This is a genomic window from Candidatus Accumulibacter sp. ACC003, from assembly GCF_907163085.1.
Classification (GTDB): Bacteria; Pseudomonadota; Gammaproteobacteria; order Burkholderiales; family Rhodocyclaceae; genus Accumulibacter.
Window position 1 is genome coordinate 128110 of sequence record NZ_CAJQTX010000002.1, and the last position, 23976, is coordinate 152085.

Genomic DNA, 23976 nt, shown 5'->3' on the forward strand with positions numbered 1-23976 from the left:
CGCTGATCATCGAAAGGCCGCCTGCGGGCGGCCTTTTTTTCGCCTCGGGCGCGCCTTGCGAGTAAACTGCTTCGCTCCGACGAACAGCTACCGACCAACCATGCCGACCTTTCCCGCCAGCCGCCTCGCCGACATCGCGCCCTTCCACGTCATGGAATTGATGGCGCGCGCCAGAGCCCTGGCAGCCGAGGGCCGCGACATCGTCCACATGGAAGTCGGTGAGCCCGATTTTCCGACACCCGAGCCGGTGCTCGCCGCCGCACAGCAGCATCTGGCCGGCGGCCGAGTGTTCTACACGTCGGCACTCGGGCTTCCGGAACTGCGCGCGGCGATCGCTGCGTTCTATAGCACGCGCTACGGGTTCAGCGTCGCCGCCTCGCGCATCGTCGTCACCGCTGGTGCTTCGGGCGCACTGTTGTTGGCCATGGCATGCCTCGCCGAGCCCGGCAGCGAGTGGCTGCTCAGCGACCCGGGTTACCCCTGCAACCGCCACTTCGTGCGCAGCTTCGAAGGGCGACCGGTCGGCATTCCGGTGCACGCGCAAAACAACTTTCAGCCGACGCTCGCCGACGTCCAGGAACACTGGAACGAGCGCAGCGCGGGCGCCCTCCTGGCGTCACCAGCCAACCCCACCGGCACGCTGATCGACGACGCCAGCCTGGCGGCGATCGCCGGCTTCATCCGGCAGCAGGGTGGGCAACTGATCGTCGACGAGATCTACCATGGGCTGACCTACGAAGGCGAGGCCTCAACGGCCCTGCAATTCGGCGACGACATCTTCGTCGTTCAGAGCTTTTCCAAGTATTTCAACATGACCGGCTGGCGGCTCGGTTGGCTGGTCGTCCCCGAACGCTTCGCTCGCGACATCGAAAAGCTCGCCCAGAATCTCTTCATAGCGCCATCGACACCCGCACAACACGCCGCCCTAGCCGCTTTCGAACCGGCGACAATCGCCATCCTCGAGGAACGAAGAAACGAGTTCCGGCGACGTCGTGACTTTCTTGCGCCCGCGCTCGAAGCCCTCGGCTTCGTCCTGCCAGGCAAGCCGGGGGGGGCCTTCTACCTCTATGCCAATTGCGCCCGGCTGACCGATAACAGCGATCGCTTCGCGCGCCAGCTGCTCGAAGCGACCGGCGTGGCGATTACGCCGGGACTGGACTTCGGCAGCAACGCGCCCGAAAAACACCTGCGCTTTGCCTATACAGCCAGCGTCGAACGGCTGGCCGAAGCGGTCGACCGAATCGGCCGTTTTCTCGGCTGACGGCGCCGCTGCTCAGCGGCAAGAACCGGGCAGGTCGCCGACCGATGCCAGACGCTGCCAGTCGAAATGAGGCCCCGGGTCGGTCTTGCGACCGGGTGCGACGTCGCTGTGCCCGACCACCGCTTCAATCGGGTAGTGCGCACACAGCAAACCGAGCAGGTCGAGCAGACGGCGGTATTGGACGTCGGCGAAGGGCAAGTCGTCGCAACCCTCGAGTTCGATTCCCAGCGAAAAATCGTTGCAGCGCAAACGCCCGTTCCACGACGACACGCCGGCATGCCAGGCGCGCTGCCGACAGGAGACAAACTGGATCAACTCGCCATCGCGTCGAAGCAGGAAATGCGCCGACACCTGCAGCGTACTGATCTGCGCAAAGTAGGGGTGAGCCGCCGCATCCAGCCGATTGGTAAATAGCCGCGCGATGGCGTCGCCAGCGAACTGTCCTGGCGGCAAGCTGATCGCATGGACGACGATCAGCGACAGCGCTTCGCCTTCGGGACGCCGATCGCAGTTCGGCGACGCTATCTGGCGGGCGCCATCAAGCCAGCCATCGTCGCGCAGCCGCAGGCCCGGGTCGCGAGAGCAGCCGCTCACTCTTCGATACCCAGCCGCTCAATTCGATAGCGCAAGGAGCGGAAGCTGACGCCAAGCAGCCTTGCTGCTGCCGTACGGTTGAAGGCCGTTTTCGTCAAGGCATCGAGAATCGCCTGCTTCTCGAGGCGGTTAAGGTACTCGTCAAGCGCCTCACCGTCCCGGCCGACGCTGCCACCAGCCACCGCGGCCGGCGCCAGTTGCAGGTCGTCGATGACGATCGCCTCGTTGGCGCACAGCGCCGTCGCGCGTTCGAGAATATTTTCGAGTTCCCGGACATTGCCGGGAAAGCTGTACGCGGCCAGCGCTTGCAGCGCTGGCGGCTGCATCTGCGGTGCTTGCGCGCCGCAGATGCGCTGCAACAAAGCCTCGACCAGCGGCGCGACGTCTTCGCGGCGTTCGCGCAACGCCGGCATCCGTAGCTCAATGACGTTTAATCGGTAGTAGAGATCCTGACGAAAGAGCCCTTCATCGACACATCCCTTGAGCGCCCGGTGGGTCGCCGACAGGATGCGCACGTCGACCACTTCTTCGGCCGCGCTGCCGACCTTGCGAACCTTCTTCTCCTGAATCGCACGTAGCAGCTTGACCTGCATCGCCAGCGGCAAATCGGCCACCTCGTCGAGGAACAGCGTCCCCCCTTTGGCCGCTTGAAAGAAACCCTCGCGGTCACTATCGGCGCCGGTAAAGGCGCCCTTGCGATAACCGAAGAACTCGCTTTCCATCAGGTTTTCCGGAATCGCCCCACAATTCACCGGCACGAACGGCGCCGCGTGACGCGCACTTCGATCGTGGATCAGGCGCGCGGCGAGTTCCTTTCCCGTCCCCGACTCGCCGGAGATGTAGACCGGCGCCTGGCTCCTGGCCAGCTTGTCGATCAATTGACGAACGTTCTCGATTGCTGCCGAGTCGCCAATCAACGGCCCGCCGGTCGCTGTCGACGACGCGCCGCTCACTTCACCACTCTGCTGCGGCAAGCTCAGTGCCGACTTGATCAGGCTACGCAACTGCTCCAGTGCGACGGGTTTGGCCAGATAATCGAAGGCCCCCGCTTTCAGTGCCGCGACCGCATTCTGGGCACTGCCGAAAGCGGTGATCACCGCTACCGGCGTCTGCCCGTAGCGCTCGCCAATCAACCTGACGATCTCCAGACCCTCGCCGTCGCGCAAGCGCATATCGGTGATGCACAGTTGATAGCGCTGCCGTTCGAGCAGTTGCCGGGCCTCGGCGACGCTCCCCGCACAATCCGCGGACAGTCCCATGCGAGCCAGTGTCAAATCCAGCAATTCACGAATATCGGCCTCGTCATCGACCACCAGAACCCTTGCCAAGTCACCACGTGGGCGACGCTCCGTCTTGACTACTGACACCCTGAAGCCCTCCCCAAGAGACGAAAATGGGCGCCCTGCCGAGAGCCCAGCAATTCGAGTTGCGCCTCGTTCGCCTCGCATAACTCGCGCGCAATGTACAGTCCCAGACCAGTACCGCGATGATGCGTGGTGAAGAATGGCTCAAAGATGTGCTCGCGGCACTCCTCGTCCACTCCCTCACCATCGTCGATCACCTGCAGTTCGGTTTTTCCGGCCACTTTGGCCGCAGCGGCCAGCAGCCGAACGCTGCCGCTGCGGCGTTGCGAATGCCGCAGCGCGTTACCCAGAAGATTCCCCAGCACCTGATGAAAATGGGAACGATCGAAGCAAAGCGTGGCGCCTGCCGATAACTCGAGGGCAACCACGTCGGCCGGCAACCCCTCCGTGGCCAGGTACTCGTCGATCAACGGCGGCAAGCTCACCTGCAGATCGATCAATTCGCGATAGGTGCGATCGCGGCGCCCGAGTTCGAGCACTTCGCAGACGATCCGTTCGAGACGCTTGGTGTTATCCAACAAGATGCGCAGCAAACGCTCGTAGGTCTCGCCACGCCGCTCTTCGTGCAGCAGTTCGCCGGCGTGACTGATCGCCGAAAGCGGATTACGAATCTCGTGCGCAATACTGGCAGTCAGTCGTCCGAGTGCGGCCAGTTTCAACTGCTGCGCCTGCTCCTGCAGGTGGCCCATATCCTGGAGAAAAACCAGCACGTCGCTTTCCGAACTCGCGGTTGCAGCAAACCGCGCGCGCAGCCGAAAACCACTCGCCGGCACCCGCACCAGCACGACTTCGTCGCTGCCACTCCGACACCAATCGACGAAGTTCTCTGCCAGTTGCGGTGAATACTCGGCCAAGCGGTACTCCTGGTCACCGTCGAGTCCCAACAGTTGGCGGGCACGCGGGTTGCTTTGCCGGACACTGGCGTCGCGTCGGAGGACCAGCACACCGTCCTCCATCTCCTCGATGACGCGCTGGCTGACCACCGTCTGGTTCTTCAGATCAAGCCCGCGCTGACGCGCCAGTGCCTCGTTGGCCAACACCCGGCGCGCCAGCAATCTGGCCGAAATCGCCACCGCAAAGAACGCGGCGCTGAAGACCCCCGCCTGAAAGAAGCTGGCCGCATCGACGTCAGTCGCCAGCGCCCGATACGAGTGCTCAAAGAGTACCGCCAGCGTCGCCATCGCCGCGTAGAACAAGACCAGACGCCCCTGCCCGACCAGACCAGCACCGGCCAGCGTCACCAGCAGCATCGAACCGAGGCCACTACCCAGGCCGCCGCCGAGATGAATCAACAAGGTCATGACCAGCACATCGACGACGACGCTGGCGGTCAACTGCATGGTCGCATGCTGACGATGGCGATACGCCAGGAGCACTGCGGCGGCGGTGCCGATCAGATAAACGCCGGCCAGCGCCAGATGCCGCAGACCATGGTCCGGGCCGGATATCAGAAAAACCGAGGGATACAACAGCGCCGAAAAGAACAGCAGGACGGCGACAACCAGGCGATAGAGGTTGAAATAGCGCAGCGACTTCCAGTGCGTCTCGGAGAACTGCTCCTCAGCAGGCTCGGCGCCGGTCAGCATCGCTCATCAGGCGTCGTCGGAGCGCGCTGCACGCAGATGGGCAGCACAGCAGTAGTAATTCCCATTGGCCAGAATGCTCTCGCTGATTGGCTGATTGACGCCACAGCGAGCACACTGCACCATGCTTTCGGCGTCGCGCTCGACGGTGCTGCTTTCAGAATGGTCGCGCGACAAGCCCCGCGACTTGCGCCAGAGCCACCAGAAAACGCAGGCCAGTCCGAACAGTAGTAGGTATTTGCTCATTGCCAGAGAAGTCCTGCCGAGCGGTCAAGGATAGCAGATGCGCGCGGGAACAGCGGTCCACCTCTGGATTGGCCAAAACGAGTCAAACGGCTGCGGCGATCTGTTTCAGCAGGCGCCCGAAAGCAGCCGATACTTGCAGAGGCTGCCAGGATGAGCGATGACGATCACGACGGGAAACACGACCACGACGTGGAAACACGATCACGACTAAAAAACGATCGCGCCACAAAGCGCGATGAAAACGGTTGGTCGGGGCGAGAGGATTCGAACCTCCGACTCCTGCGTCCCGAACGCAGTACTCTACCAGGCTGAGCTACGCCCCGACCGATGCAACAACTGCGCTAATAATTTCTAGCAACAGCGAAGAGGCATAATTCTAGCAAGGAATCCTTGTATTGAGAAGCAGCGACGACATCTAGCGCAGTCGCGGCGAGCTGCGCCTCTGCTTGCGCCTTCTGTTTGGCGTATTCCAGCGCGCCGGTTTCGCGGATCGCCGCCAGCACCAGGGGAAAGTCTTCTCGCCCGCCACGCTCGATGGCCCGTCGTACGCAAGCGGCCTGTTGCGCATTGCCGTTGCGGAGGACAAATATCAGCGGCAGCGTTGGCTTGCCTTCCGCCAGATCGTCGCCGAGATGCTTGCCGGTCTCACCCTCCGCGCCGGAGTAGTCGAGCACGTCGTCGATCAACTGAAAGGCCGTCCCCAGATGCAGACCGTAGATGGCCATGGCCCGCTCGACAGCCGCATTGCCACCACCGATGATCGCGCCGAGTTGGGCGGCCGCCTCGAACAGTTTTGCGGTCTTGTAGCGAATGACCTGCAGATAGCCCTCTTCATCGATGCCGGCGTCGTGGCAGTTCATCAACTGCAGGACTTCGCCCTCGGCAATGACATTCGTCGCATCCGACAAAACGCGCATGACGCGCATGTCGTCGACGTCGACCATCATCTGGAAGGCGCGCGAATAGAGGAAGTCGCCGACCAGGACACTGGCCGCGTTGCCGAACATGGCGTTGGCCGTTTCGTGCCCGCGCCGGAGGTCGGAACCATCGACCACATCATCATGCAGCAGGGTCGCCGTGTGGATGAACTCGATCACCGCCGCGAGTTCGTGGTGGTGCGTTCCCCGGTAAGCCATGGCGCCAGCCGACAGCAGGACCAGAGCCGGACGTAACCGCTTGCCGCCGCCCTGGACGATGTACTCGGCGACCTGACGGACCAGAACCACCTCGGAATGGAGGCGCTGGCGGATCACCGCATCGACGGCTTTCATATCCGATCCAATCAGCCTGTACAACTGCTCCATTCTCACGACACGTCACCCTGGCACAAAACCGTGGAATCTTAGGCGTCGACCGGTGCTGCGTCAAGCGACCGATGCCGCGGCCGAACGCAAACCTTTTGACGAACAGGCGAAAGCCCGTATAATGCGCGCTTCTTCGTTTCACTTCGTTCAGTTCTTTGGAGTCCAACATGTACGCGGTCATAAAAACCGGTGGCAAGCAGTATCGCGTTGTCAGCGGCGAAAAATTGAAAATAGAACAGATACCGGCAGACGTTGGCGCAGAAATCACCCTTGACCAGGTTCTCATGCTTGGCGAAGGCGAGACCGTAAAAGTCGGTACGCCGATCATCGTCGGCGCTTCGGTCAAGGTCACTGTGCTCTCGCAAGGTCGTCACGACAAAGTTCGAATCTTCAAGTTTCGCCGCCGCAAGCACTCACAGAAGCATCAGGGACATCGCCAGAACTACACCGAAATTCGCATCGACGCGATTGCGGACGGCGCTGCGCTTGAACCTTCAGCCTGATTAGAGAGGAACCTGACTCATGGCACACAAGAAAGCAGGCGGCAGCGTACGCAACGGCCGCGACTCGGAAGCAAAACGCCTGGGCGTCAAACGCTACGGCGGCCAACTCGTCCGCGCCGGCAACATCATCGTTCGCCAGCGTGGAACAGCCTTTCACCCGGGCGACAACATGGGCCTCGGCAAGGACCACACGCTGTTCGCACTGGTAGACGGACACGTCCAGTTTGCGATCAAGGGCGCACTGCGCCGCCGCACGGTCAGCATCATTCCGGCCGCCGCCTGAGGGCGTCGGCACAGCCGCTGGCGCAGCAAGCCAGCCCGGCAGCAAGCCCTATCGCTGGCGATAGGGCTTTTTTCGTTGCCATCTGGCAAGACGGACGAAGACAGTCATGAAATTTATCGATGAGGCGAAAATTGTCGTTGCTGCTGGCGACGGCGGCAACGGCATCGCCTCGTTCCGGCGCGACAAGTACGAGCCTGAAGGTGGCCCCGATGGCGGCGATGGTGGCAACGGCGGCAGCGTGCACGTCGTCGCCGATCGTAATATCAATACGCTAATCGAATATCGCTACGCGCGTCGGCATAACGCGCAGCGCGGGCAAAACGGTGGCTCAAGCGACTGTTACGGCAGACGAGGCAAGGATCTGACGCTACACGTTCCGGTCGGCACGACGATCGCCGATATCAACAGCAATGAACTGCTTGCCGACCTCGACGTCGATGGCAAGAAAGTTCTGCTGGCCAAAGGCGGCCGCGGTGGCCTCGGCAACATCCATTTCAAATCGAGCGTCAATCGTACGCCCCGCCAATGCACGCGCGGCGATCAGGGCGAGCAGCGCGAGTTGCGCCTTGAGCTACGCCTGCTCGCCGACGTCGGCCTGCTGGGACTGCCCAATGCCGGCAAGAGCACCTTCCTGCGTGCTGTATCGGCGGCGCGTCCCAAGGTTGCCGATTACCCCTTCACGACGCTGCAACCGCAGCTCGGGGTGGTACGCGTAGACCACGACCAAAGCTTCGTGATCGCCGACATTCCCGGCCTGATCGACGGCGCTGCCGAAGGTGCCGGCCTCGGAATCCGCTTCCTCAAGCACCTAGCGCGGACGCGCTTGCTGCTGCACATCGTCGACCTGGCGCCACTCGACCCGGCCGCCGACCCGGTCCAGGACGCCGAGACCATCATCCGTGAACTCGAAAAATACGATCCCGAACTGGCTGCCAGGCCACGCTGGCTGGTTCTCAACAAGCTCGACCTGATCGCCGAAGAAGACCGTGAGCAGCGCGTCGCCGATTTCCTGCACGCCAGCCGGGCCGGCGCTGCTGCCAGCGCGTGTTTTCGCATCAGCGCGATCAGCGGCGACGGCTGTCGCGAACTGACTCGCAAGTTGCAGCAAGCGCTGCAAGCGCTACCCGCCGCGACGTCTGCGGCCACGCCGGCCGCCACCGCATCGGCAACGGCTTTTGCCGACCATTTCTTCGCCGACGACCCGCAAGGCGACTGAGGATGACCACCGCCCGCATCGCTAGCGCCCGCCGACTGGTGATCAAGGCCGGTTCGGCGCTGATCACCAACAACGGCGAAGGCCTCGATCTGGCGGCCATCGACGAATGGGCCCGGCAGATCGCCGAGTTGCGGCAAGCCGGCAAGCAGGTCATTCTGGTGTCATCCGGGGCGATCGCCTGCGGCATGCAGCGCCTCGGCTGGCGCAAGCGCCCGCGCGCCGTTCACGAACTGCAAGCGGCGGCAGCCGTCGGCCAGATGGGTCTGGTGCAGGTTTATGAGAGGGCCTTTGCCCGCTACTCGCTACATACCGCGCAGATCCTGCTGACCCATGAAGACCTCGCCGACCGCAAGCGCTACCTCAATGCGCGGTCGACGCTGAGCACGCTGCTCCGCCTGGGCGTCGTACCGATCGTCAACGAAAACGATACCGTGGTCACCGACGAAATCAAGTTTGGCGACAACGACACGCTCGCGGCGCTGGTCGCCAACCTCGTCGAAGCCGATTGCCTGATCATCCTCACCGATCAACAGGGACTGTTCACGGCCGATCCGCGCAAGGACGCAAACGCCACGCTGATCAGCGAAGCGCGCGCCGGACTGCCGCAACTGGAGGCGCTGGCCGGCGGCGCCGGCAGTCAATTCGGCAAGGGCGGCATGATCACCAAGGTGATCGCCGCCAAGCGTGCCGCGCGCAGCGGCGCGCACACCGTGATCGCCAGCGGCCGCGAGCCGGATGTCATCACCCGCCTGGCACGCGGCGAAGGACTCGGCACCCTGCTGATTTCAGAAACCCCGGCCTTGACGGCGCGCAAACAGTGGCTCGCCGACCACCTGCAACTGAACGGCAGGCTGGTTCTCGACAGCGGCGCGATCAATGCGCTACGCGAAGGCCGAAGCCTGCTGCCGATCGGCGTCGTCGCCGTCCGCGGCGAGTTCGAGCGCGGCGCCGCGGTGGCGTGCATCGCCGACGAGGGGCACGAAATTGCCCGCGGCCTGATCAACTACGGCAGCAGCGATTCGCGGCGCATTGCCCGTCGCGCCAGCCAGGACATCGAAAGCATCCTCGGCTACATCGACGAGCCCGAAATAATCCATCGCGACAACCTGATCCTCACCGAGTAAGCGTCAGGATTCGGCACAGCGGCTTGGCCACCCGTGCACCGGCGATCATCACTGATCGCCGAGCCCAACGCCGTCGCCCCTGCGCGCCTGTTCAGTTTTCGAAGACGACGGCTCAGCGCGAAGTTTCAGCAAGTTTCTGATAGACGAAAGCGGTCATCGCAATCGCCACTTCGTTCGGCAAGCCAGCGAACTGCACGCCGTGCAGAAACTCGCCGGAGTCATCGCGCGACACCGAGCGGATCGTCGCGTCAACCGCGGCGAAAAACGCGATCTCCCGGATGTCGACGCGAAACTTGATCGACAGCAACTCGCCCGTCTTGCCCAGCGGCTGCTTGGCCGACAGCAAGGCACCGCTGACGCTGAGATTGGTCAGCACCCCTGCGGCGTTGACCGTCCGCGTATCTTCGCGCATGACAATGGCGCAGATGATGCGAACCGCAACGCGCTCACCGGTGCGTACCACCAGACCGCGCACCTGCGCTGGATAGCTGAGGTGCATGTGCGGAAAAGGAATGCTTGATGATCGCAGAACACTGGCGGTGAACGCATAGGCACTCTGGCCGGCAAAAAAGCGAACGACAAATGCCTGCCCTTCACGCACCAGACAAAGTCGGCCATCGACTTCCGGAAGCGTCACCAGAACGCTCTTGCCTTTGAGATAGCCGATCAGCTTGACGTAGTAACGCGCTTCCGCGCGCTCCCCCTGCGTCTGGATCTGAAAGGGATCGCCGATGCCCAGCTTGATGTCATCGAGCGGCACAGCGCGCTCGCCAGCGGCCTCGCTGGCAGCCGCTCCGGTTTCCCTTCGCTCGCGCCGTGAATCGGCCGCCGCCATCGTCGGCGGCCGCTCGCGGCAGAGCCCCTGAAGGAGCAAGGCGTCGAGCTGCGACGGTCCGGTGACGACCGAACCAGGCGCCAGGACGAGCTTCCGCTGACGGTCAAAAACCGCCCATGGCAGAGGCTTCCCGAGCACGATATCGTCTCGCAGAACCGGCATGTAGCTACTGTCTGGGGCCATCATCTGACGTTGGCGCTCTGAGTCATCTGCGTTTGCTTGGCGGATACGCCGCCGGACCCGCAGCTTGTGCCGGCGCAGCGCTGATTGTCGCCGCTGACCACTTCAGCCGCCGGCAATCTTCTTCAGCATCCCGCGATGATACTCCGTAACGACGATCAGCCGCCGCCGACATGCAGCGCGCCGACCCGACGTCGAGGATCTTGTGGCGCGCCGCCGCGCCTGCCCGTTGGCGCTCAGCCGGCCGCATGCGGTAGTGCCGCTTCCCTGATTGGCAGGTTCACCAACGCCGCCGCGGCAGCCAGGGCGATGTCGGCGTACCACATCCAGCCATAGTCGCCGAAACGCGTCAGCGCCAGGCCGCCAAGGTAGGCGCCAAAAAAACCGCCGATCTGATGCGCGAGCAGCGTCATCCCGAACAGCGTGCCCAGATAGCGAACGCCGAACAACTTGCCGACGATCGCGGCGGTCGGCGGCACGGTTGCCAACCACGTGAAGCCCAGCCCGGCGGCAAAGACATAGAAGGTCAGATCGGTCTTCGGCGCCAGCAGATAAAAGACGATCATCAGCGCCCGCGAAGCGTACATCCAGAACAGCACGTACTTGCTGCGATAGCGGGCGACGCACGAACCCGCATAGAGGCTGCCGAAGACGTTCGCCAGGCCGATGATCGCCAGCGCCCAGCTGGCCACCGCCGACGGCAGACCACAAAGTGCCACCTCGCCCGGCAAGTGCGTTACCAGGAAAGCGATGTGGAAGCCACAACTGAAGAAACCGAGGTTGAGCAACTGATAACTGCGGTCGCCGACCGCCGCCTGCACGCTGTGCCATAGACCGACGTCAGCGACTGCCTGTGGTGGTGGCGGTGCCAGCGGTTTCGCCAGGACGCGCACCAGCGGCGTCGCGGCCAGCGTGATCGCCGCCAACGACCACATCGCAGCCATCCAGCCGAACAGTTGAATCAGCGCCTGCAGCAAGGGCGCAAAGACGAATTGGCCGAAGGAGCCACCGGCGTTGATCACCCCGGAAGCGGCAGCCCGCGCAGCCAGCGGCAAGCGCTGGCTCGAAGCACCGATCAGCACCGAAAAACTGCCGGCGCCAGAGCCGATCGCCGAGAACAGTCCGAGCGAAACGATCAGCCCGCTGGTGCTGTCCATGAACGGCGTCATGGCGCTGCCGAGCGCCAGCAGCAACAGCCCGCCAAACAGCACCCGCCCCGGTCCGTAACGGTCGGCGACGGCACCGGCCAGCGGTTGGATGGCACCCCAGGCGAACTGGCCGACAGCCATCGCCAGGCTGATCGCGACGACGCCAAGGCCGGTGCTCGAATCGAGCGGCGAGACGAATAGCCCGAGCGACTGCCGGGCACCCATGGTCACCATCAGAATGCCGGCGGCCGCCAGCGTGATCACCCACGCGCCGGGCTGTTTGAGAGTTCGGAACATCGCCCGATGCCGGCCGCGACGGTCTGCGGCTTACAAAATTACAGCAACAGGTCGAACTGGACGTCGCTGTCGGACTGACGCGGCCGGTGATCGCTGTCGGGGCGCGTGAAGCGAATGTTCAGCGCATACTTGTTGGCGCTGATTTCCGGGATGTAGGGGTCGTCCATCTTGAGCGAAATACGCACCATCTGCGAACTGCTGCCACCGAGCATCAGCTGGAAAGCACCGTTGGTGGCCACATAATGCTCGGAGCGACCGCTGGCGCGCAACAAGCGCAGGACGATCGCCAGCGCGTCGCGCAAGGGCTGCAGCGGCTGCAGCCAGGCGAGCAGCGCCTCGCGGCGAGCAGCAGCGCCCTGATGCCGCCAGTAGTGGTAGGACGGCAGGTCGAACTGGCAGACACCGCCCGGGATGCTGGCGCGACTCTTGATGCTCATCAACCAGTCGTTGTCGCGAAGATGCTGGCCGATCTTGCCGGCCATGCCGAGCAGCGCCGCCGACGCCTGCTCGATCTCGTAGAGCGCGCCAGACAGTGCTTCTTCCGAGATCTCCGGATTGTCGCGATACGCGAGCAGACTCTGGCGCTGGCGTTCGAGCTCCTGGATCAGATCCATTTTCAGATCGGCACGGCCGGCGACATCAAGGATCTCGAACAGCGTCAGCAGCACAATGTGATGCTCCTGCGAGCCGTCGCTCTCCATGAAGTTGCTCACCTTCTGGAAGAGATCCTCCAGGCGCAACAGCGTGCGTATGCGTTCATTGAAAGGATATTCGTAGGTGATCACACTTCCGCCAACGTCAAAATACTAAAATTTTCGATAATTCTGAAGCATCTGCAGCAAAACCTCAACGCCCGGCATTAAGTTTGCCGCCGGCCAACTCGAGATAACACCGATGCAGAGCATCGATCTGCGGCAACAGCGCCGCCAGTTCGCCATCATTGCACACCAGGTCGTCGGCTACCGCCCGCCGCTGCTCGCGCGTCGCCTGCGTGGCGATGATCGCCCTGACGTCTTCGGCGCTGAGACCGCTGCGCGCCATGACCCGCGCAATCTGCACCGCCTCGTCGCAGTCGACGACCAGTACCCGGTCGGCACGCCGGCGATAGCTGCCCGACTCGACCAGCAAGGGGACCACCAGCACGACGTACGGTGCCGCCGCGGCGGCCGCGCAGCAAGCGTCACTGCGCTGCCGAATCAGCGGATGGAGAATCGCTTCGAGCCGCGCTTTCGCGGCCGCATCGGCGAACACCAGACGACGCATCGCGGCCCGATCGAGGCCGCCGTCGGCGCGCCGCACGGCGTCGCCAAAGCTTGCCGTGATCGCCGCCATCGCTTCACCGTGTGGGCCGCTCAGTTGATGCGCGATGGCGTCGGTATCGACCAGCGCCGCACCGCGCTCCGCCAGCAGGTCGGCGACCGTGCTCTTGCCGCTACCGATGCCGCCGGTCAGGCCAACAATGAAACTCACGGTGTTCTCTCCCCGGCCGGGCACGCCGCCGGGCTGGCCTTCGGCGACAGCGCGACAATCGCCTCGCGCAGCGCCACCGCCTGCGCTTCAGGGCCACGGATCTCGAGCGTGCTGAGTGCCGACTTGCCCTTGCGCTCGCCGATTTTCGCCGAGCGAACGCCCTTGGCACGCAGGCTCTCAAGCCGCGTCCTGGCGGCTTCCTGGTTGCGGTAGAGACCCAGCGAAATGGCCAGGGCGTTGGCGCCGGTGGGAACGACAAAAAACTCCTGGATCCCCAGCTGTTGCAACTCCGCCGTTTTCCGGCTTGCTTCGTCCTTGCTGGCCAGCGGCGGAATATAAACCCAGTAGCCGCTGGTCTCGCCTGTCGTTTCGCGCTTGGCCTTGAACGCCGCAAAGCGTTCGGCGAGCAGACGTTCGATCTGGTCGGCGTCGGCGCTGGCCAGATCGCTCCACAACTGGCAACTCTCGGCGGCGCTCTTCTCGGCCACCGGCTCAACCGTTTCCAGCTTTTCCGTTTTGGCCGCCGCATCCTTCTTGCCGTTAGCCCGCGCGGGCTGGCCACGCGCGACGACCGTCACCTTCTCGGGCAACAACTGCTGTTCGATACGGCGCGCGTCGGCGTTGGCCGGCATGCCCAGGTAGGCATGCGTCCACGCGAAGAGCAGCAGATTGGCGAGCAGCAGCAGGAAGACGCTAATACGCATGGCGGCGATTATCCGACTTTCGGCAAATGTTCGAGCGAAGCTCGAATGGCTTCAGCGGGATACTCGAAATCTTCAAGCTGGCCAGCGAAATAGCGGTCGTAGGCGGCCATGTCGAAGTGCCCGTGACCGGTGAGATTGACCAGAATCGTCATCGCTTCGCCGCTCTCCTTGCAGCGCAAGGCCTCGTCGATCGCCGCCCGGATGGCGTGGTTGGACTCGGGTGCCGGGATCACCCCCTCGGCGCGCGCGAACAGAACGCCCGCTTCGAAGGTCGCCAATTGGCCGACAGCCAGCGCCTCGATCAGGCCCTCGTGGTAGAGCTGCGAGACCAGCGGAGAATCGCCGTGGTAACGCAAGCCACCCGCATGGATGCCGGGGGGCATGAAATCGTGGCCCAGCGTATACATCTTCATCAGCGGCGTGAAACCCGAGGCATCGCCGAAATCGTAAGCGTAGGCGCCGCGGGTCAGCGTCGGGCACGAGCTCGGCTCGACGGCGACCAGCCGCGTCGGTCGCCCATGACGCCCACCGGAAGCGTTCTCGGCGACGAACGGAAAGGCGATGCCAGCGAATGACGAACCGCCACCGCAGGGTGCAAAAATCACGTCCGGCCAGTCGCCGACCTTCTCGAACTGCTTCTTCGCTTCCTGACCGATGATCGTCTGATGCAGGGCGACGTGATTGAGCACCGAACCCAGCGCGTAACTGGTATCGGCGCGCGCCGCCGCTTCCTCGACCGCCTCGGAGATGGCGATTCCCAGCGAGCCCTGGTTGTCGGGGTCACTGGCCAACAGGTCACGGCCGGTCTGCGTCATCGCCGACGGGCTGGCAAATACTTCGGCGCCCCAGGTCTGCATCATCGAGCGGCGGAAAGGCTTCTGCTGAAAACTGACCTTGACCATGTACACGCGCACCTCAAGGCCGAACATCTGGCCGGCAAAGGCCATCGAACAACCCCACTGGCCGGCGCCCGTCTCGGTGGTGATGCGCTTGATCCCTGCCTGCTGGTTGTAGAAGGCCTGCGCGACGGCGGTGTTCGGCTTGTGCGAACCGGCCGGCGAAACGCCCTCGTACTTGTAATAGATTCGCGCCGGCGTGCCGAGCATTTCTTCCAGGCGCCGCGCGCGAATCAGCGGCGACGGCCGCCACAGTCGATAGATTTCGCGTACCTGTTCAGGGATCGCGATCCAGCGCTCGGCCGACATCTCCTGGTCGATAATCGCCGCCGGGAAAATCGCCGCCAGCTGCGCGGCCGAGACCGGCTTGCCGTCGGCGCCTAGCGGTGGCACGGGCGGCGTCGGCAGGTCGGCAACGACGTTGTACCAGTGCGTCGGAATCTCGGATTGTTCGAGCGTGATGCGCAACGATTCCACGAAGCCTCCCAGCGTCTTTTCTTATCGAATCCGCCGAGTATACCCCGGGAAATCCGCGCTAATCACTTCCGCCGCCGCTCAGTGCCGCCGCGGCAAGCGCCGGCACGCCGCGTTCAAGCTCGCGCTGCAGCAGGCGCGACGGCGCGAAGGCAGCGATCAGTCGCTGGCAGGCGACGCGGGCGGCGCTGCTGTTGTCCTGGCTGAAGTTGCAGACATAGAGGTCGAGCGTCACCGCCTTCTCCTCCGGCCAGGTGTGTACCGCCAGATGCGACTCGGCCAGCACCACCACGCCGGTCGCGCCGGCTGCTTGCAGAGCACTACCGAACTGGTGGAAGAGCAGCCCGACCGGCGTCAGTCCGGGCGTCGAGCAGACCGCCAGGCAAAGTTCCTGCAGCGCTCGCGCATCGCCGAGCAGCGGCGGGTCGCAGCGGCAATCGTAGAGTTCGGCGATGAGGTGCAGGCCATGCATGGCAAGTCCCGTGGCGGGCGTGAGCGGTGTCGATCCCGGGCGGCAAACAGCCGCCACCGAGCACCTTCGCTGGAACCGCTGCGCTCAGCCCTTCGGCACGAAGTTGGTGCTGGTCTTGCTGACCACTCCGTCGTTGTTGAAGTGCACGTTGAAATACCACGTCATCCCTGGCTCGACCTTGGTCTTCCAGTCCCAGATCGTTTCCTGCGCCAGCGAAAAATAGCGCTCGTGCGCCGGTCGCCCGAGCAGGTAACGCACTTCGTCAGTGCTCATTCCCGGCCTGACCCTGGCGAAGTTTTCGTCGGTCAGCACCTGCCGCACCTCGCGCAGCACGTTGTCAGGACCGATCACCAGCATATAGTTGACGATTCCCTCGGGCATTCGAGGATACTCCCAGACGCGCGTCCCGTCGGCTTCCACCCACTCCAGCGTCGGCTGACCCATCAGCCGGCGGACTTCGTCGGCGCTGCTGCTGCCCGGCTTGAGCTTGCTCAGCGTGTCGGCGTCGCACGCCGACAGCACGAAGGCGATCAGCCCGGAAACGAAAATGCCGGCGAAAAGCTTCCTGGACATGTCTACCGTGCTCCACTGACTGCGACTAGAATCGTTCCAGCAAGCCGCGAGTATAAACCAAGGCCGAACAAGGAGTCCCGTGCAAGCGACCAGCCCCCCGAGAGTCAAGCGGCGCGTAGCGCCGCTGCCGACCGCCCAGCGACAGCGCTGGCGGCGGCACGATCACCGGCAAGCCCTCGCCGACGCCGCTCGCGGCCGCGCTGACGGCTGCGCCGGAGCACGCTCTTGAACACCTTGAACCCGGGTCAGCGCGGCTATCCACCGGCGGTCCTGGCGTGGAGCGTCTGGGGGCTGGGGGCTTTGCTCTACCTGATCGCCTTCTACCAGCGCGTCGCGCCAGCGGTGATGACCGACCGGCTGATGACCGATTTCGCGATTGGCGCCACCGAGCTCGGCAATCTGTCGGCGTTCTATTTCTACTCGTATGTGGCGATGCAGATCCCGACCGGGGTCATCGCCGACCGCTGGGGACCGCGCCGTCTGCTGACCGCCGGTGCCGCGGTCGCGGCCATCGGCAGCGCCGTTTTTGCCTACGCACCCGACCTCTGGTGGGCCAGCGGTGGGCGCTTGCTGGTCGGCGCGTCGGTAGCCGTCGCCTTCGTCTCGATGCTCAAGCTCGCCAGCCACTGGTTCGCACCGCAGCACTTCGCCCTGGCCAGCGGCCTGGCGCTGGTCTTCGGCGTCGTCGGTGGAGTGATTGCCGGCGTGCCGCTGCGGATGCTGCTCGAAGCCTGGGGCTGGCGCCCGGTGATGGGCGTCTCGGCGGTAGTCACCGGCGTGCTGGCCATCGCCATCTGGCTGCGCGTCCGCGACGACCCCGCCGACTGGGGCTACGACAGCCATGCGCACGTCACCAGCGAGCCGCATGCGTCGATCCTGCACGGCATGCTCGAGGTCTTCTCTTACCGCAACACCTGGATTCTGCTGCTGACGCCGATCGGCCTGGCCGGCTCGGTGCTCACCTTTGCCGGGCTGTGGGGCGTGCCGTATCTGCGCCAGGTGCATGGCCTGGAAACCAGGACCGCGGCAGCAATCACCTCGCTGCTGCTGATCGCCTGGGCAGTCGGCGGACCGCTCCTCGGCACGCTCTCGCAACGCATGGGCCGCCGCCGGCCGCTCTATGTCTGGACCACCGCGGCGGCACTCGCCGGCTGGACGGTGGTCATCTTCGCGCCGATTCCGGTCTGGCTGTTGATCGTCACCTTGTTGTTTACCGGTCTGGTCTCGGGCAACCTGATCATCGGCTTCGCCTTTGCCAAGGAATCGGTGCCGCTGCGCCTGATGGGCACCGCCTCGGGAATCTGCAACATGGGGCCATTGCTTGGCGGCATGCTGCTACAACCGGCCGTCGGCTGGATGCTCGACCGTAACTGGCTGGGAGCCAGCGCCAACGGTGCGCGCATTTACGACGCCACCGCCTATCAAAGCGCCTTCAGCCTGATGGCCGTTTGTCTGCTGATCTCGCTATGCCTGATCCCGTTTGCCAAAGAAACTTATTGCCAGCAAACCCGATGACGCGCCGGTGCTGAGCCGGCGGTAGTAGAGCGCCGCGGCGACGGCGCCGAGCAGCAGCAGGCCGGCCATGCCGCCGGCCAGGCTCAAGGTCGATCCCCACAGCAGCGGCGCGATCAGCGCCGCCGCCAGCGTGTTGCCCGTGGCCTGCACAAAGGTCTGGCACGAGGCAGCCAGGCCGCGCTGTTCGGGAAAGAGATCGAGCGCCGCCAGCGTCAAACAGGGCATCGCCAGTGACATACCGAGCGTGAAGCCGAAGAGCGGCAGCACGCTCAACAGCAGCGTCGGCTGCCCGAACAGATTCAAGGCGATGTTGAACGCTGCCGCAACGCCCATCACCAGATAGCCAGCGACAATCGTCCGAAACGGCGACAGCCGGCTGGCAACGAGGCCCGACAGCGCAGCGCCGATCAGCAGGCCACTCATCGACGGCCCGTAGAGCCAGAGAAAACCGGTGGACGAAACTCCCAGATGGCGCACCAGGAAGACCGGCGCCGACAGCACATAAATGAAGAAGGCGACAAAATTGAGCGCCAGAGCGCTGCAGATCAGCAAAAAATCTTGTGACGTCAATACCTTGCGGTAGGCTTTCGCCAGATAGCCGAGGCGCAGCGACTGCCGGCGGTGGCGCGGCAGCGTTTCCGGAAGCAGCGTCCAGCACGCCAGCCACAAGGCAACGCTGAGCAGCACCAGCAGGGCAAACACCGCGCGCCAGCCAAACCAGGTTTGCACCCAGCCGCCGAGCACCGGCGCCAGCGCCGGCGCCAGCGCGAACAACATGGTGATCTTGGCAATCAGGCGCCGCGCCTGCGCGCCATCGTACAAATCACGGACAATCGCCCGACAAACGACCATCCCGGCACCCGCGGTCATCCCCTGCAGCGCCCGCAGCAGCCACAGCTCTTCGATACTCGTGACGAACATGCACGCCGCCGAGGCCGCCGCAAACAGCGCCACGGCAACCAGTATCACCCGCCGCCGACCAAGCGCGTCAGCGATCGCGCCATGCCACAAGGTCATCAGCGCGAAGGGCAGCAGGTACGCGGTCAGCGTCTGCTGGACTTGCAGCGGCGTCGCCAGCAGCGACTCGCCGATAGCGCCGAACGACGGCAGATAGGTATCGATAGAGAAAGGGCCGAGTGCGGCCATCGCGGCCAATACCGGGGCAATGCCGCGCGGCGCAGGCAAGTTTTCCGAGTCAAGCACGTCATTCTTTCGCGAACCGGCGGTACTGCACGGCTTCAGCAACATGCTGTGCCTGAATGGCACCGCCGCCTGTTATATCGGCAATCGTACGCGCAATCTTTAGCAGTCGGTGGTAAGCGCGCGCCGAAAGATCGAAACGACTGATCGCCTGTTTGAGCAATGCCGCGGCAGCCGCTACCGGCTGGCAGTGCTGGTCGATTTCCGACGTCGTCAGCAGCGCATTGGCCTTGCCCTGGCGCGCCATCTGGCGGTCGCGAGCGACCGCGACACGCGCCCGCACCAGCGCCGACGCTTCGCCGTCGGCGGCCTGTTGCAGCACCTCGGCGGGCACCGCCGGAACCTCGATCTGCAGATCGATGCGGTCGAGCAGCGGCCCCGAGAGCCTGCTGCGATAACGCCGGACCTGCTCCGGCGTGCACCGACAGCGACCGCGCGCGTCGCCGTGATAACCACAGGGGCAAGGATTCATCGCCGCGACCAGCTGAAAGCGGGCGGGAAACTCGGCTTGCCTGGCAGCGCGCGAGATGTGGATGCGGCCGCTGTCGAGTGGCTCGCGCAGCGCCTCGAGCACGCGCCGGTCAAACTCGGCGATCTCGTCGAGAAACAGGACGCCCTGATGCGCCAGGGAGATCTCGCCGGGACGCGGCACGCTGCCGCCGCCAACCAGCGCCGCCGACGAAGCCGTATGGTGCGGCGCCCGGTAGGGGTAGCGGCGAAAGTTCTCGGCGCGAAACTGGCCGGCGAGCGACAGCACGGCGGCCGATTCGAGCGCGGCGGCGAGCGTCATTGGCGGCAGCAATCCGGGCAGCCGGCTGGCGAGCATCGACTTGCCGGTGCCCGGCGGACCGGCCAGCAGCATGTTGTGTACAAATACTTGACGCTTTGCCTGCTCTAGCATCCGTCAAATTTTCTCCTGTCCAACGTAGATCAACGACGCGCATGGCGCCCTCATTGCTTGGGCGTACATGCGGACTGGAGTAGGTGTGAACAATCAATGCAAGACAGTCCAGTATTACCAAATAGCCCACCTTAGAAGTGGGCTATTTCTTTTCTGGAATCTCTAAAATAAATCACTGTTTCTATAATCACCTACAAGGTAGAGCAATACCCCTGTTTTAGAAACACTATCTAAAAGCTAACCGAATTAGTATTTAAGAACCCAAAAATTTGCGAATTCACAATCGACCCAGTAAACTAACGGCTGCAATCAGGAGAGGGGTTTGTAAAAAGATATAAACAATATAAATCTCGTCGATTCTGTTAGCAGACAAGATCAGCCCCTTCTTTTCTATTACAAACAGTTACAAAAAACATTTATTTTAAGCAAAATTTGACTCCTCTTGCATATAAATAACTATATGACAAGATTGGAAAGGTTGAGGCCCTAACCACTATACGGCAAATGAAGAGGTGTTAACATGGTTCTTACGTTGAACAAAATAAGGTCTGAAGCAAAAACATATTTACAAGGTTTCGTCCCAAGCTACTTTATTACTCTTAACGACGCCAAACCATATCGTCTCACAGAGACAAGTATGATTTGCATTCAAGGCAGAACAGGAGTAACAGTGGATTGGTTAAGAAAAGCTACACTAGGTAGCAGGCAGCAACGCAGTAACGATCTCTGTCGCGGATTTGCGTTCTATGAAGAAGGACCAAGCAGTGGGATAGTCCACGCCCATCTGATTTTGGCGCTTAAGAATAAACCTACTCGTACCTTAGAATGGGTAGCAGACTTTTTTGATAAAAAATGGACGCTCCTTCTGGCCAATAAATATGGAAGCTCAGTTATGAGTAAAAAATATGTAGGGTTCGGAAGACGTGACCACAGTACAGATGTAAAACCGATACACAGTTTAGAAGGTGCTATTGACTACGCCGGTAAAGAATTCAACTGGCAGATGTCCTGTAACGACTTTAGTCCGTATATGTGTTATTAAGCAAAGCGGTTGTTTTCCGGTTTGGCGACAACAGAAGCTAAAGTCAAAAAGCATTACAATTGGAGCATGATGAATACGAAGCTATACTGCAATAAGGCTGGTACGTATGATGCTAATTTTTTTGTTCGAAACAGGCTGCAGTGAACGCTTACGTCTATACGTATGCTAAACGCATACTTCCAAAAAATAAATAAATAAATATTTAGTCTATAGAGAAAAAGGAAAAAAAGAAAAAGGAACAGACAGGCAATCAGATGAACAGATACCAAATGCACAGAAGCACAAAGTCGAACTGCAACGTTTTAACGCTGCACGGTATGGTTAGCTGAAGTCATAGACAACTAATTATGGTTCTAGCAAATTATTGAACGTAAGTCATTCTTGTTATTTGTAACCAAGAGCAGTAAAGTGATTGAAAGGCAGTGCAGGAGCAGGTTGGTAAAAAAATAGTTGAAGAGCATGTTATTTAAATGCATCCGATTCTCATGGGGAGTACGTTTATTATGAGTAATGGTTGGTCAGATACGTTGATCGAACAAACCCGTGCTGTATTGAATTTAGACTTTGCGCCAGTTGGCAATTTTGTACACATGAAAAACTTCAACGGCCGTTATGCACAATTGAGCTTGTCACATCTGATTAATGAGAAATACATCCTTCAGGATAAAGATACCAACGTTTCAACCGAGTACGCTTCCGTAGATGAGGTGATCGCCGCTGGCTGGGCAATCGATTGAGCTGGCATCTGCGGAGTCTCATGTATTTAAGGCTGTTTATTGCGAATAACAAAGCCAAATGATGACTCGCTTTAGCGCTAACTGCGGTCGATGTGGTCGACGAAAACAGAGCAGCACCTGTAGAACAGATCAACAAGATTCCCTGCACGACAGACTAGCACTGTAACGCACGGCAACGCTGCTTAAGCGCGCTGGAAGCCTCTTGCGAGTACCCTTGTACGTTGTGGTAGGATTACGCCTGTTTACGCGGGACCCTGTGCGTCTGCGGGGCAGACTCCAGCCCCTTAGCCACGTTGCAAGAGCATGTCCAAGCGGCAGCTAAGCGCCAGTAGCGGGCGGTGGCGAGTTTCCTCTATAGCGGCTGTTGAGGCGCGCTGGGTTTTAAGCCATCGTCCCACATTGCGATGTGACCCAATGAGCGCTTTGATGGGTACCGTTCTTTGTTAGCAAACATGGTCCCAAGTCTGTTGAAGAGGGGCTGAAAAGGTTTGGCTCGACACACAGTTTTGGGAAACTCCTACGATGTCCACAGATTGGTATGAGGCGGAGCAAGAAGAAGCGTATTCAGAGTTTGTTGATTCACTTGCCGCCGAGCTGTACGAGGAACACAGGCAACGAGCAATCGAAGCGTTCGTAAGCGACAGGCTTGCTTCGTACTACCTAGAGCATCCAAATATTTCTGAACAGGCACTAGTTTTTTTCAAAAAAGCTAAGTTTTATCGGGAAGCCGATCCAGTTGCGTCACTTCTGTTTTCGTGCACAACCACAGAAGTGTTGTTAAAGACCGTCATCCTAAAGCCGATCGTTTACGGTCTGGTGCATACGGAATCGCTGGCAGAGCTAATTGCAAGCGGTCTGGTGCGCAAAGTTGGAATCGATCGTCTCAAGGGCTTAGTTTTCCAAATATTGGATAATCAAATAGAGTTCCCGAATGGAATTAAGAATTACTGTCGTGATGGCAGCAGAACTCCGCTTTTGGTAGAGCACGCCAATATCCAAGAGGTGCGAAATGCCATACTTCATCAAGCTAAGCCCTGCGCGTGCGACGCCTCTGACCTCTCATTTGAAGTCGCTAGGGCCTTCGTAAATATTACGCACTTACTGCTGAATAGTATCGGGTTAAAATTCTCCAAAAGAGGGGTAATAGTTCGTGAAGCAGAGTAGGTTGTCTTCTAAGGAAGAAGGTTAGCTCGGTTAGGTTGTGTGCAGTGACGATCTAACGAATAGCGTTGCCCTGCAAGCGAGTGAGTCATTTGCCGTTCTGTTTCACTCTGTTAGTTGTTGTTTGGTGGAGCAAGTATGAATTTCCTTGAAATAGTTGGACTGATTAGCTTGATTGCCATCGGTGGATATATTTTCTTGGTATATAGCGAAAGGGCGGATGAAGAGAAAAGACAAAGGGACGATATTGATCGCAGAGCAATATTCGTTTCCTACCGTTTGGCACTGCGTCATCTCTATCGACAGCACGAAGATCCGAATGTTCGAAAAAAAATAGAACAGGTTGCTGAGTACTATTACGGCGGCGTTTCGACGATTGCATTGGATCTAGACGATTCTGAATACCGTCAACTGATAGAGAAGGATGTTCGAGGAGATGCTGTGTACCAGACAGCACAATCCAGTATTGAAAAAAATGGATATTTACTAGCTGTCGAAAATGGCAACATTAGCAACCCTCGTGGTGCAGGGAGAAAAATTCTTGCGTGAAGTGAAAAAGCCGCCACAGAAACTTAGAAGACGGTCTCTACATGTGTGGTTTGGATGACAGCCAACTCAATAGCGGTCACTCCATAGCACCAAAAATCGTAGGAAGGCAGTTTCCCATAACTGATGACGTGCCATATTTTTAACTCGCTTTACGGTGGCCACGCCCATGAAGCGAACGTTGCTCCGCTCGAAGGACACAGAGCAACCAGCGTCGAACAGATCAACAGAGCTCCCTGCACGACAGACCAGGGCTGTAACGCACGGCAACGCTGCTTAAGCGCGCTGGAAGCCTCTTGCGAGTACCCTTGTACGTTGTGGTAGGATTACGCCTGTTTTCGCTGATT

At 61.0% G+C, this 23976-nt stretch carries 24 protein-coding genes, 1 tRNA gene and 1 pseudogene; 10 read left to right on the top strand and 16 right to left on the bottom strand.

What is annotated here, in order from left to right:
* Positions 1 to 100: 100 nt before the first annotated feature.
* On the top strand, positions 101 to 1261 hold the full coding sequence (locus QZ656_RS04255) for a pyridoxal phosphate-dependent aminotransferase (RefSeq protein ID WP_291992217.1): 1161 nt from the start codon (positions 101 to 103) through the stop codon (positions 1259 to 1261).
* Between the two features lie 12 nt (positions 1262 to 1273).
* On the opposite strand, the gene ampD is transcribed toward QZ656_RS04255, so the two are convergent.
* From ampD to QZ656_RS04285, 6 genes are all read right to left on the bottom strand, one after another.
* The gene (gene ampD / locus QZ656_RS04260; RefSeq protein WP_291992218.1) at positions 1274 to 1855 is read right to left on the bottom strand and encodes a 1,6-anhydro-N-acetylmuramyl-L-alanine amidase AmpD; all 582 of its coding nucleotides are present in this window, start codon (positions 1853 to 1855) and stop codon (positions 1274 to 1276) included.
* Positions 1852 to 3222 carry a sigma-54 dependent transcriptional regulator gene (locus QZ656_RS04265; RefSeq protein WP_291992219.1) on the bottom strand — a complete coding sequence of 457 codons (1371 nt, stop codon included), beginning with the start codon at positions 3220 to 3222 and terminating at the stop codon, positions 1852 to 1854. The genes ampD and QZ656_RS04265 overlap by 4 nt, the downstream gene beginning before the upstream one ends.
* The gene (locus tag QZ656_RS04270; protein WP_291992220.1) at positions 3213 to 4805 is read right to left on the bottom strand and encodes an ATP-binding protein; all 1593 of its coding nucleotides are present in this window, start codon (positions 4803 to 4805) and stop codon (positions 3213 to 3215) included. The genes QZ656_RS04265 and QZ656_RS04270 overlap by 10 nt, the downstream gene beginning before the upstream one ends.
* 6 nt (positions 4806 to 4811) lie before the next feature.
* The gene (locus QZ656_RS04275; RefSeq protein ID WP_291992221.1) at positions 4812 to 5048 is read right to left on the bottom strand and encodes a PP0621 family protein; all 237 of its coding nucleotides are present in this window, start codon (positions 5046 to 5048) and stop codon (positions 4812 to 4814) included.
* 246 nt (positions 5049 to 5294) lie between these two features.
* Positions 5295 to 5371, bottom strand: a tRNA-Pro gene (locus QZ656_RS04280).
* An 18-nt stretch (positions 5372 to 5389) separates the two neighbouring features.
* On the bottom strand, positions 5390 to 6358 hold the full coding sequence (locus QZ656_RS04285; RefSeq protein WP_291992222.1) for a polyprenyl synthetase family protein: 969 nt from the start codon (positions 6356 to 6358) through the stop codon (positions 5390 to 5392).
* 161 nt (positions 6359 to 6519) lie between these two features.
* On the opposite strand from QZ656_RS04285, the gene rplU reads away from it, so the two are divergent.
* The 4 genes from rplU to proB all read left to right on the top strand — a co-directional run bounded on the left by rplU (position 6520) and on the right by proB (position 9478).
* Entirely contained in the window at positions 6520 to 6855 is a 336-nt protein-coding gene (gene rplU, locus QZ656_RS04290) for a 50S ribosomal protein L21 (RefSeq protein WP_291992223.1), read from the top strand.
* A gap of 19 nt (positions 6856 to 6874) precedes the next feature.
* Positions 6875 to 7138, top strand: a complete 264-nt coding sequence (gene rpmA / locus QZ656_RS04295) for a 50S ribosomal protein L27 (protein ID WP_291992224.1) — start codon at positions 6875 to 6877, stop codon at positions 7136 to 7138.
* Between the two features lie 106 nt (positions 7139 to 7244).
* Positions 7245 to 8354: an Obg family GTPase CgtA gene (cgtA, locus tag QZ656_RS04300; RefSeq protein ID WP_291992225.1), complete on the top strand. Its 1110-nt coding sequence runs from the start codon at positions 7245 to 7247 to the stop codon at positions 8352 to 8354.
* Between the two features lie 2 nt (positions 8355 to 8356).
* Positions 8357 to 9478: a glutamate 5-kinase gene (gene proB / locus QZ656_RS04305; protein ID WP_291992226.1), complete on the top strand. Its 1122-nt coding sequence runs from the start codon at positions 8357 to 8359 to the stop codon at positions 9476 to 9478.
* A 112-nt stretch (positions 9479 to 9590) separates the two neighbouring features.
* Here proB and QZ656_RS04310 read toward each other — a convergent pair whose 3' ends face one another.
* The 8 genes from QZ656_RS04310 to bamE form a co-directional block, all read right to left on the bottom strand.
* Positions 9591 to 10499 (bottom strand): flagellar brake protein, encoded by a 909-nt coding sequence (locus tag QZ656_RS04310; RefSeq protein WP_291992227.1) that lies wholly within the window; start codon positions 10497 to 10499, stop codon positions 9591 to 9593.
* A gap of 230 nt (positions 10500 to 10729) precedes the next feature.
* Complete coding sequence (locus QZ656_RS04315) at positions 10730 to 11938, bottom strand: MFS transporter (protein ID WP_291992228.1); 1209 nt, start codon at positions 11936 to 11938, stop codon at positions 10730 to 10732.
* Positions 11939 to 11976: 38 nt separating this feature from the next.
* Positions 11977 to 12723 (bottom strand): cell division protein ZapD, encoded by a 747-nt coding sequence (gene zapD / locus QZ656_RS04320; RefSeq protein WP_291992229.1) that lies wholly within the window; start codon positions 12721 to 12723, stop codon positions 11977 to 11979.
* Between the two features lie 61 nt (positions 12724 to 12784).
* Positions 12785 to 13408 (bottom strand): dephospho-CoA kinase, encoded by a 624-nt coding sequence (coaE, locus tag QZ656_RS04325; RefSeq protein WP_291992230.1) that lies wholly within the window; start codon positions 13406 to 13408, stop codon positions 12785 to 12787.
* Positions 13405 to 14112, bottom strand: coding sequence for an SPOR domain-containing protein (locus QZ656_RS04330; protein WP_291992231.1), 708 nt, complete (start codon positions 14110 to 14112; stop codon positions 13405 to 13407). The genes coaE and QZ656_RS04330 overlap by 4 nt, the downstream gene beginning before the upstream one ends.
* A gap of 8 nt (positions 14113 to 14120) precedes the next feature.
* The gene (locus QZ656_RS04335; protein ID WP_291992232.1) at positions 14121 to 15485 is read right to left on the bottom strand and encodes a TrpB-like pyridoxal phosphate-dependent enzyme; all 1365 of its coding nucleotides are present in this window, start codon (positions 15483 to 15485) and stop codon (positions 14121 to 14123) included.
* A 58-nt stretch (positions 15486 to 15543) separates the two neighbouring features.
* The gene (gene speD, locus QZ656_RS04340) at positions 15544 to 15954 is read right to left on the bottom strand and encodes an adenosylmethionine decarboxylase (RefSeq protein ID WP_291992233.1); all 411 of its coding nucleotides are present in this window, start codon (positions 15952 to 15954) and stop codon (positions 15544 to 15546) included.
* 84 nt (positions 15955 to 16038) lie between these two features.
* Positions 16039 to 16527, bottom strand: a complete 489-nt coding sequence (gene bamE, locus QZ656_RS04345; RefSeq protein ID WP_291992234.1) for an outer membrane protein assembly factor BamE — start codon at positions 16525 to 16527, stop codon at positions 16039 to 16041.
* Between the two features lie 225 nt (positions 16528 to 16752).
* Here bamE and QZ656_RS04350 point away from each other — a divergent pair, with 225 nt between their 5' ends.
* Positions 16753 to 18042: an MFS transporter gene (locus QZ656_RS04350; protein ID WP_291992235.1), complete on the top strand. Its 1290-nt coding sequence runs from the start codon at positions 16753 to 16755 to the stop codon at positions 18040 to 18042.
* Here QZ656_RS04350 and QZ656_RS04355 read toward each other — a convergent pair.
* Positions 17992 to 19245 (bottom strand): multidrug effflux MFS transporter, encoded by a 1254-nt coding sequence (locus QZ656_RS04355; protein ID WP_366522099.1) that lies wholly within the window; start codon positions 19243 to 19245, stop codon positions 17992 to 17994. The two genes, QZ656_RS04350 and QZ656_RS04355, sit on opposite strands and share 51 nt — an antisense overlap.
* Position 19246: 1 nt before the next feature.
* A pseudogene (locus QZ656_RS04360) lies at positions 19247 to 20110 on the bottom strand (YifB family Mg chelatase-like AAA ATPase); the annotation flags it as partial.
* A gap of 553 nt (positions 20111 to 20663) precedes the next feature.
* On the opposite strand from QZ656_RS04360, the gene QZ656_RS04365 reads away from it, so the two are divergent.
* From QZ656_RS04365 to QZ656_RS04380, 4 genes are all read left to right on the top strand, one after another.
* A complete protein-coding gene (locus QZ656_RS04365; protein WP_291992236.1) occupies positions 20664 to 21185 on the top strand; it encodes a hypothetical protein in 522 nt (173 codons plus the stop codon).
* A 470-nt stretch (positions 21186 to 21655) separates the two neighbouring features.
* Positions 21656 to 21922: a hypothetical protein gene (locus QZ656_RS04370; protein ID WP_291992237.1), complete on the top strand. Its 267-nt coding sequence runs from the start codon at positions 21656 to 21658 to the stop codon at positions 21920 to 21922.
* A 522-nt stretch (positions 21923 to 22444) separates the two neighbouring features.
* Positions 22445 to 23086, top strand: coding sequence for a hypothetical protein (locus QZ656_RS04375; RefSeq protein WP_291992238.1), 642 nt, complete (start codon positions 22445 to 22447; stop codon positions 23084 to 23086).
* 135 nt (positions 23087 to 23221) lie between these two features.
* Entirely contained in the window at positions 23222 to 23632 is a 411-nt protein-coding gene (locus QZ656_RS04380) for a hypothetical protein (protein WP_291992239.1), read from the top strand.
* The last annotated feature ends 344 nt before the right edge of the window (positions 23633 to 23976 follow it).

Bases quoted from the DNA above. Each gene is read 5' to 3' on its own strand.
- QZ656_RS04255 (WP_291992217.1), top strand. From the start codon at position 101: ATGCCGACCTTTCCCGCCAGCCGCCTCGCCGACATCGCGCCCTTCCAC.
- QZ656_RS04270 (WP_291992220.1), bottom strand. From the start codon at position 4,805: ATGCTGACCGGCGCCGAGCCTGCTGAGGAGCAGTTCTCCGAGACGCAC.
- QZ656_RS04275 (WP_291992221.1), bottom strand. From the start codon at position 5,048: ATGAGCAAATACCTACTACTGTTCGGACTGGCCTGCGTTTTCTGGTGG.
- rplU (WP_291992223.1), top strand. From the start codon at position 6,520: ATGTACGCGGTCATAAAAACCGGTGGCAAGCAGTATCGCGTTGTCAGC.
- rpmA (WP_291992224.1), top strand. From the start codon at position 6,875: ATGGCACACAAGAAAGCAGGCGGCAGCGTACGCAACGGCCGCGACTCG.
- cgtA (WP_291992225.1), top strand. From the start codon at position 7,245: ATGAAATTTATCGATGAGGCGAAAATTGTCGTTGCTGCTGGCGACGGC.
- proB (WP_291992226.1), top strand. From the start codon at position 8,357: ATGACCACCGCCCGCATCGCTAGCGCCCGCCGACTGGTGATCAAGGCC.
- QZ656_RS04310 (WP_291992227.1), bottom strand. From the start codon at position 10,499: ATGATGGCCCCAGACAGTAGCTACATGCCGGTTCTGCGAGACGATATC.
- QZ656_RS04315 (WP_291992228.1), bottom strand. From the start codon at position 11,938: ATGTTCCGAACTCTCAAACAGCCCGGCGCGTGGGTGATCACGCTGGCG.
- QZ656_RS04330 (WP_291992231.1), bottom strand. From the start codon at position 14,112: ATGCGTATTAGCGTCTTCCTGCTGCTGCTCGCCAATCTGCTGCTCTTC.
- speD (WP_291992233.1), bottom strand. From the start codon at position 15,954: ATGCATGGCCTGCACCTCATCGCCGAACTCTACGATTGCCGCTGCGAC.
- bamE (WP_291992234.1), bottom strand. From the start codon at position 16,527: ATGTCCAGGAAGCTTTTCGCCGGCATTTTCGTTTCCGGGCTGATCGCC.
- QZ656_RS04365 (WP_291992236.1), top strand. From the start codon at position 20,664: ATGGTTCTTACGTTGAACAAAATAAGGTCTGAAGCAAAAACATATTTA.
- QZ656_RS04370 (WP_291992237.1), top strand. From the start codon at position 21,656: ATGCATCCGATTCTCATGGGGAGTACGTTTATTATGAGTAATGGTTGG.
- QZ656_RS04375 (WP_291992238.1), top strand. From the start codon at position 22,445: ATGTCCACAGATTGGTATGAGGCGGAGCAAGAAGAAGCGTATTCAGAG.
- QZ656_RS04380 (WP_291992239.1), top strand. From the start codon at position 23,222: ATGAATTTCCTTGAAATAGTTGGACTGATTAGCTTGATTGCCATCGGT.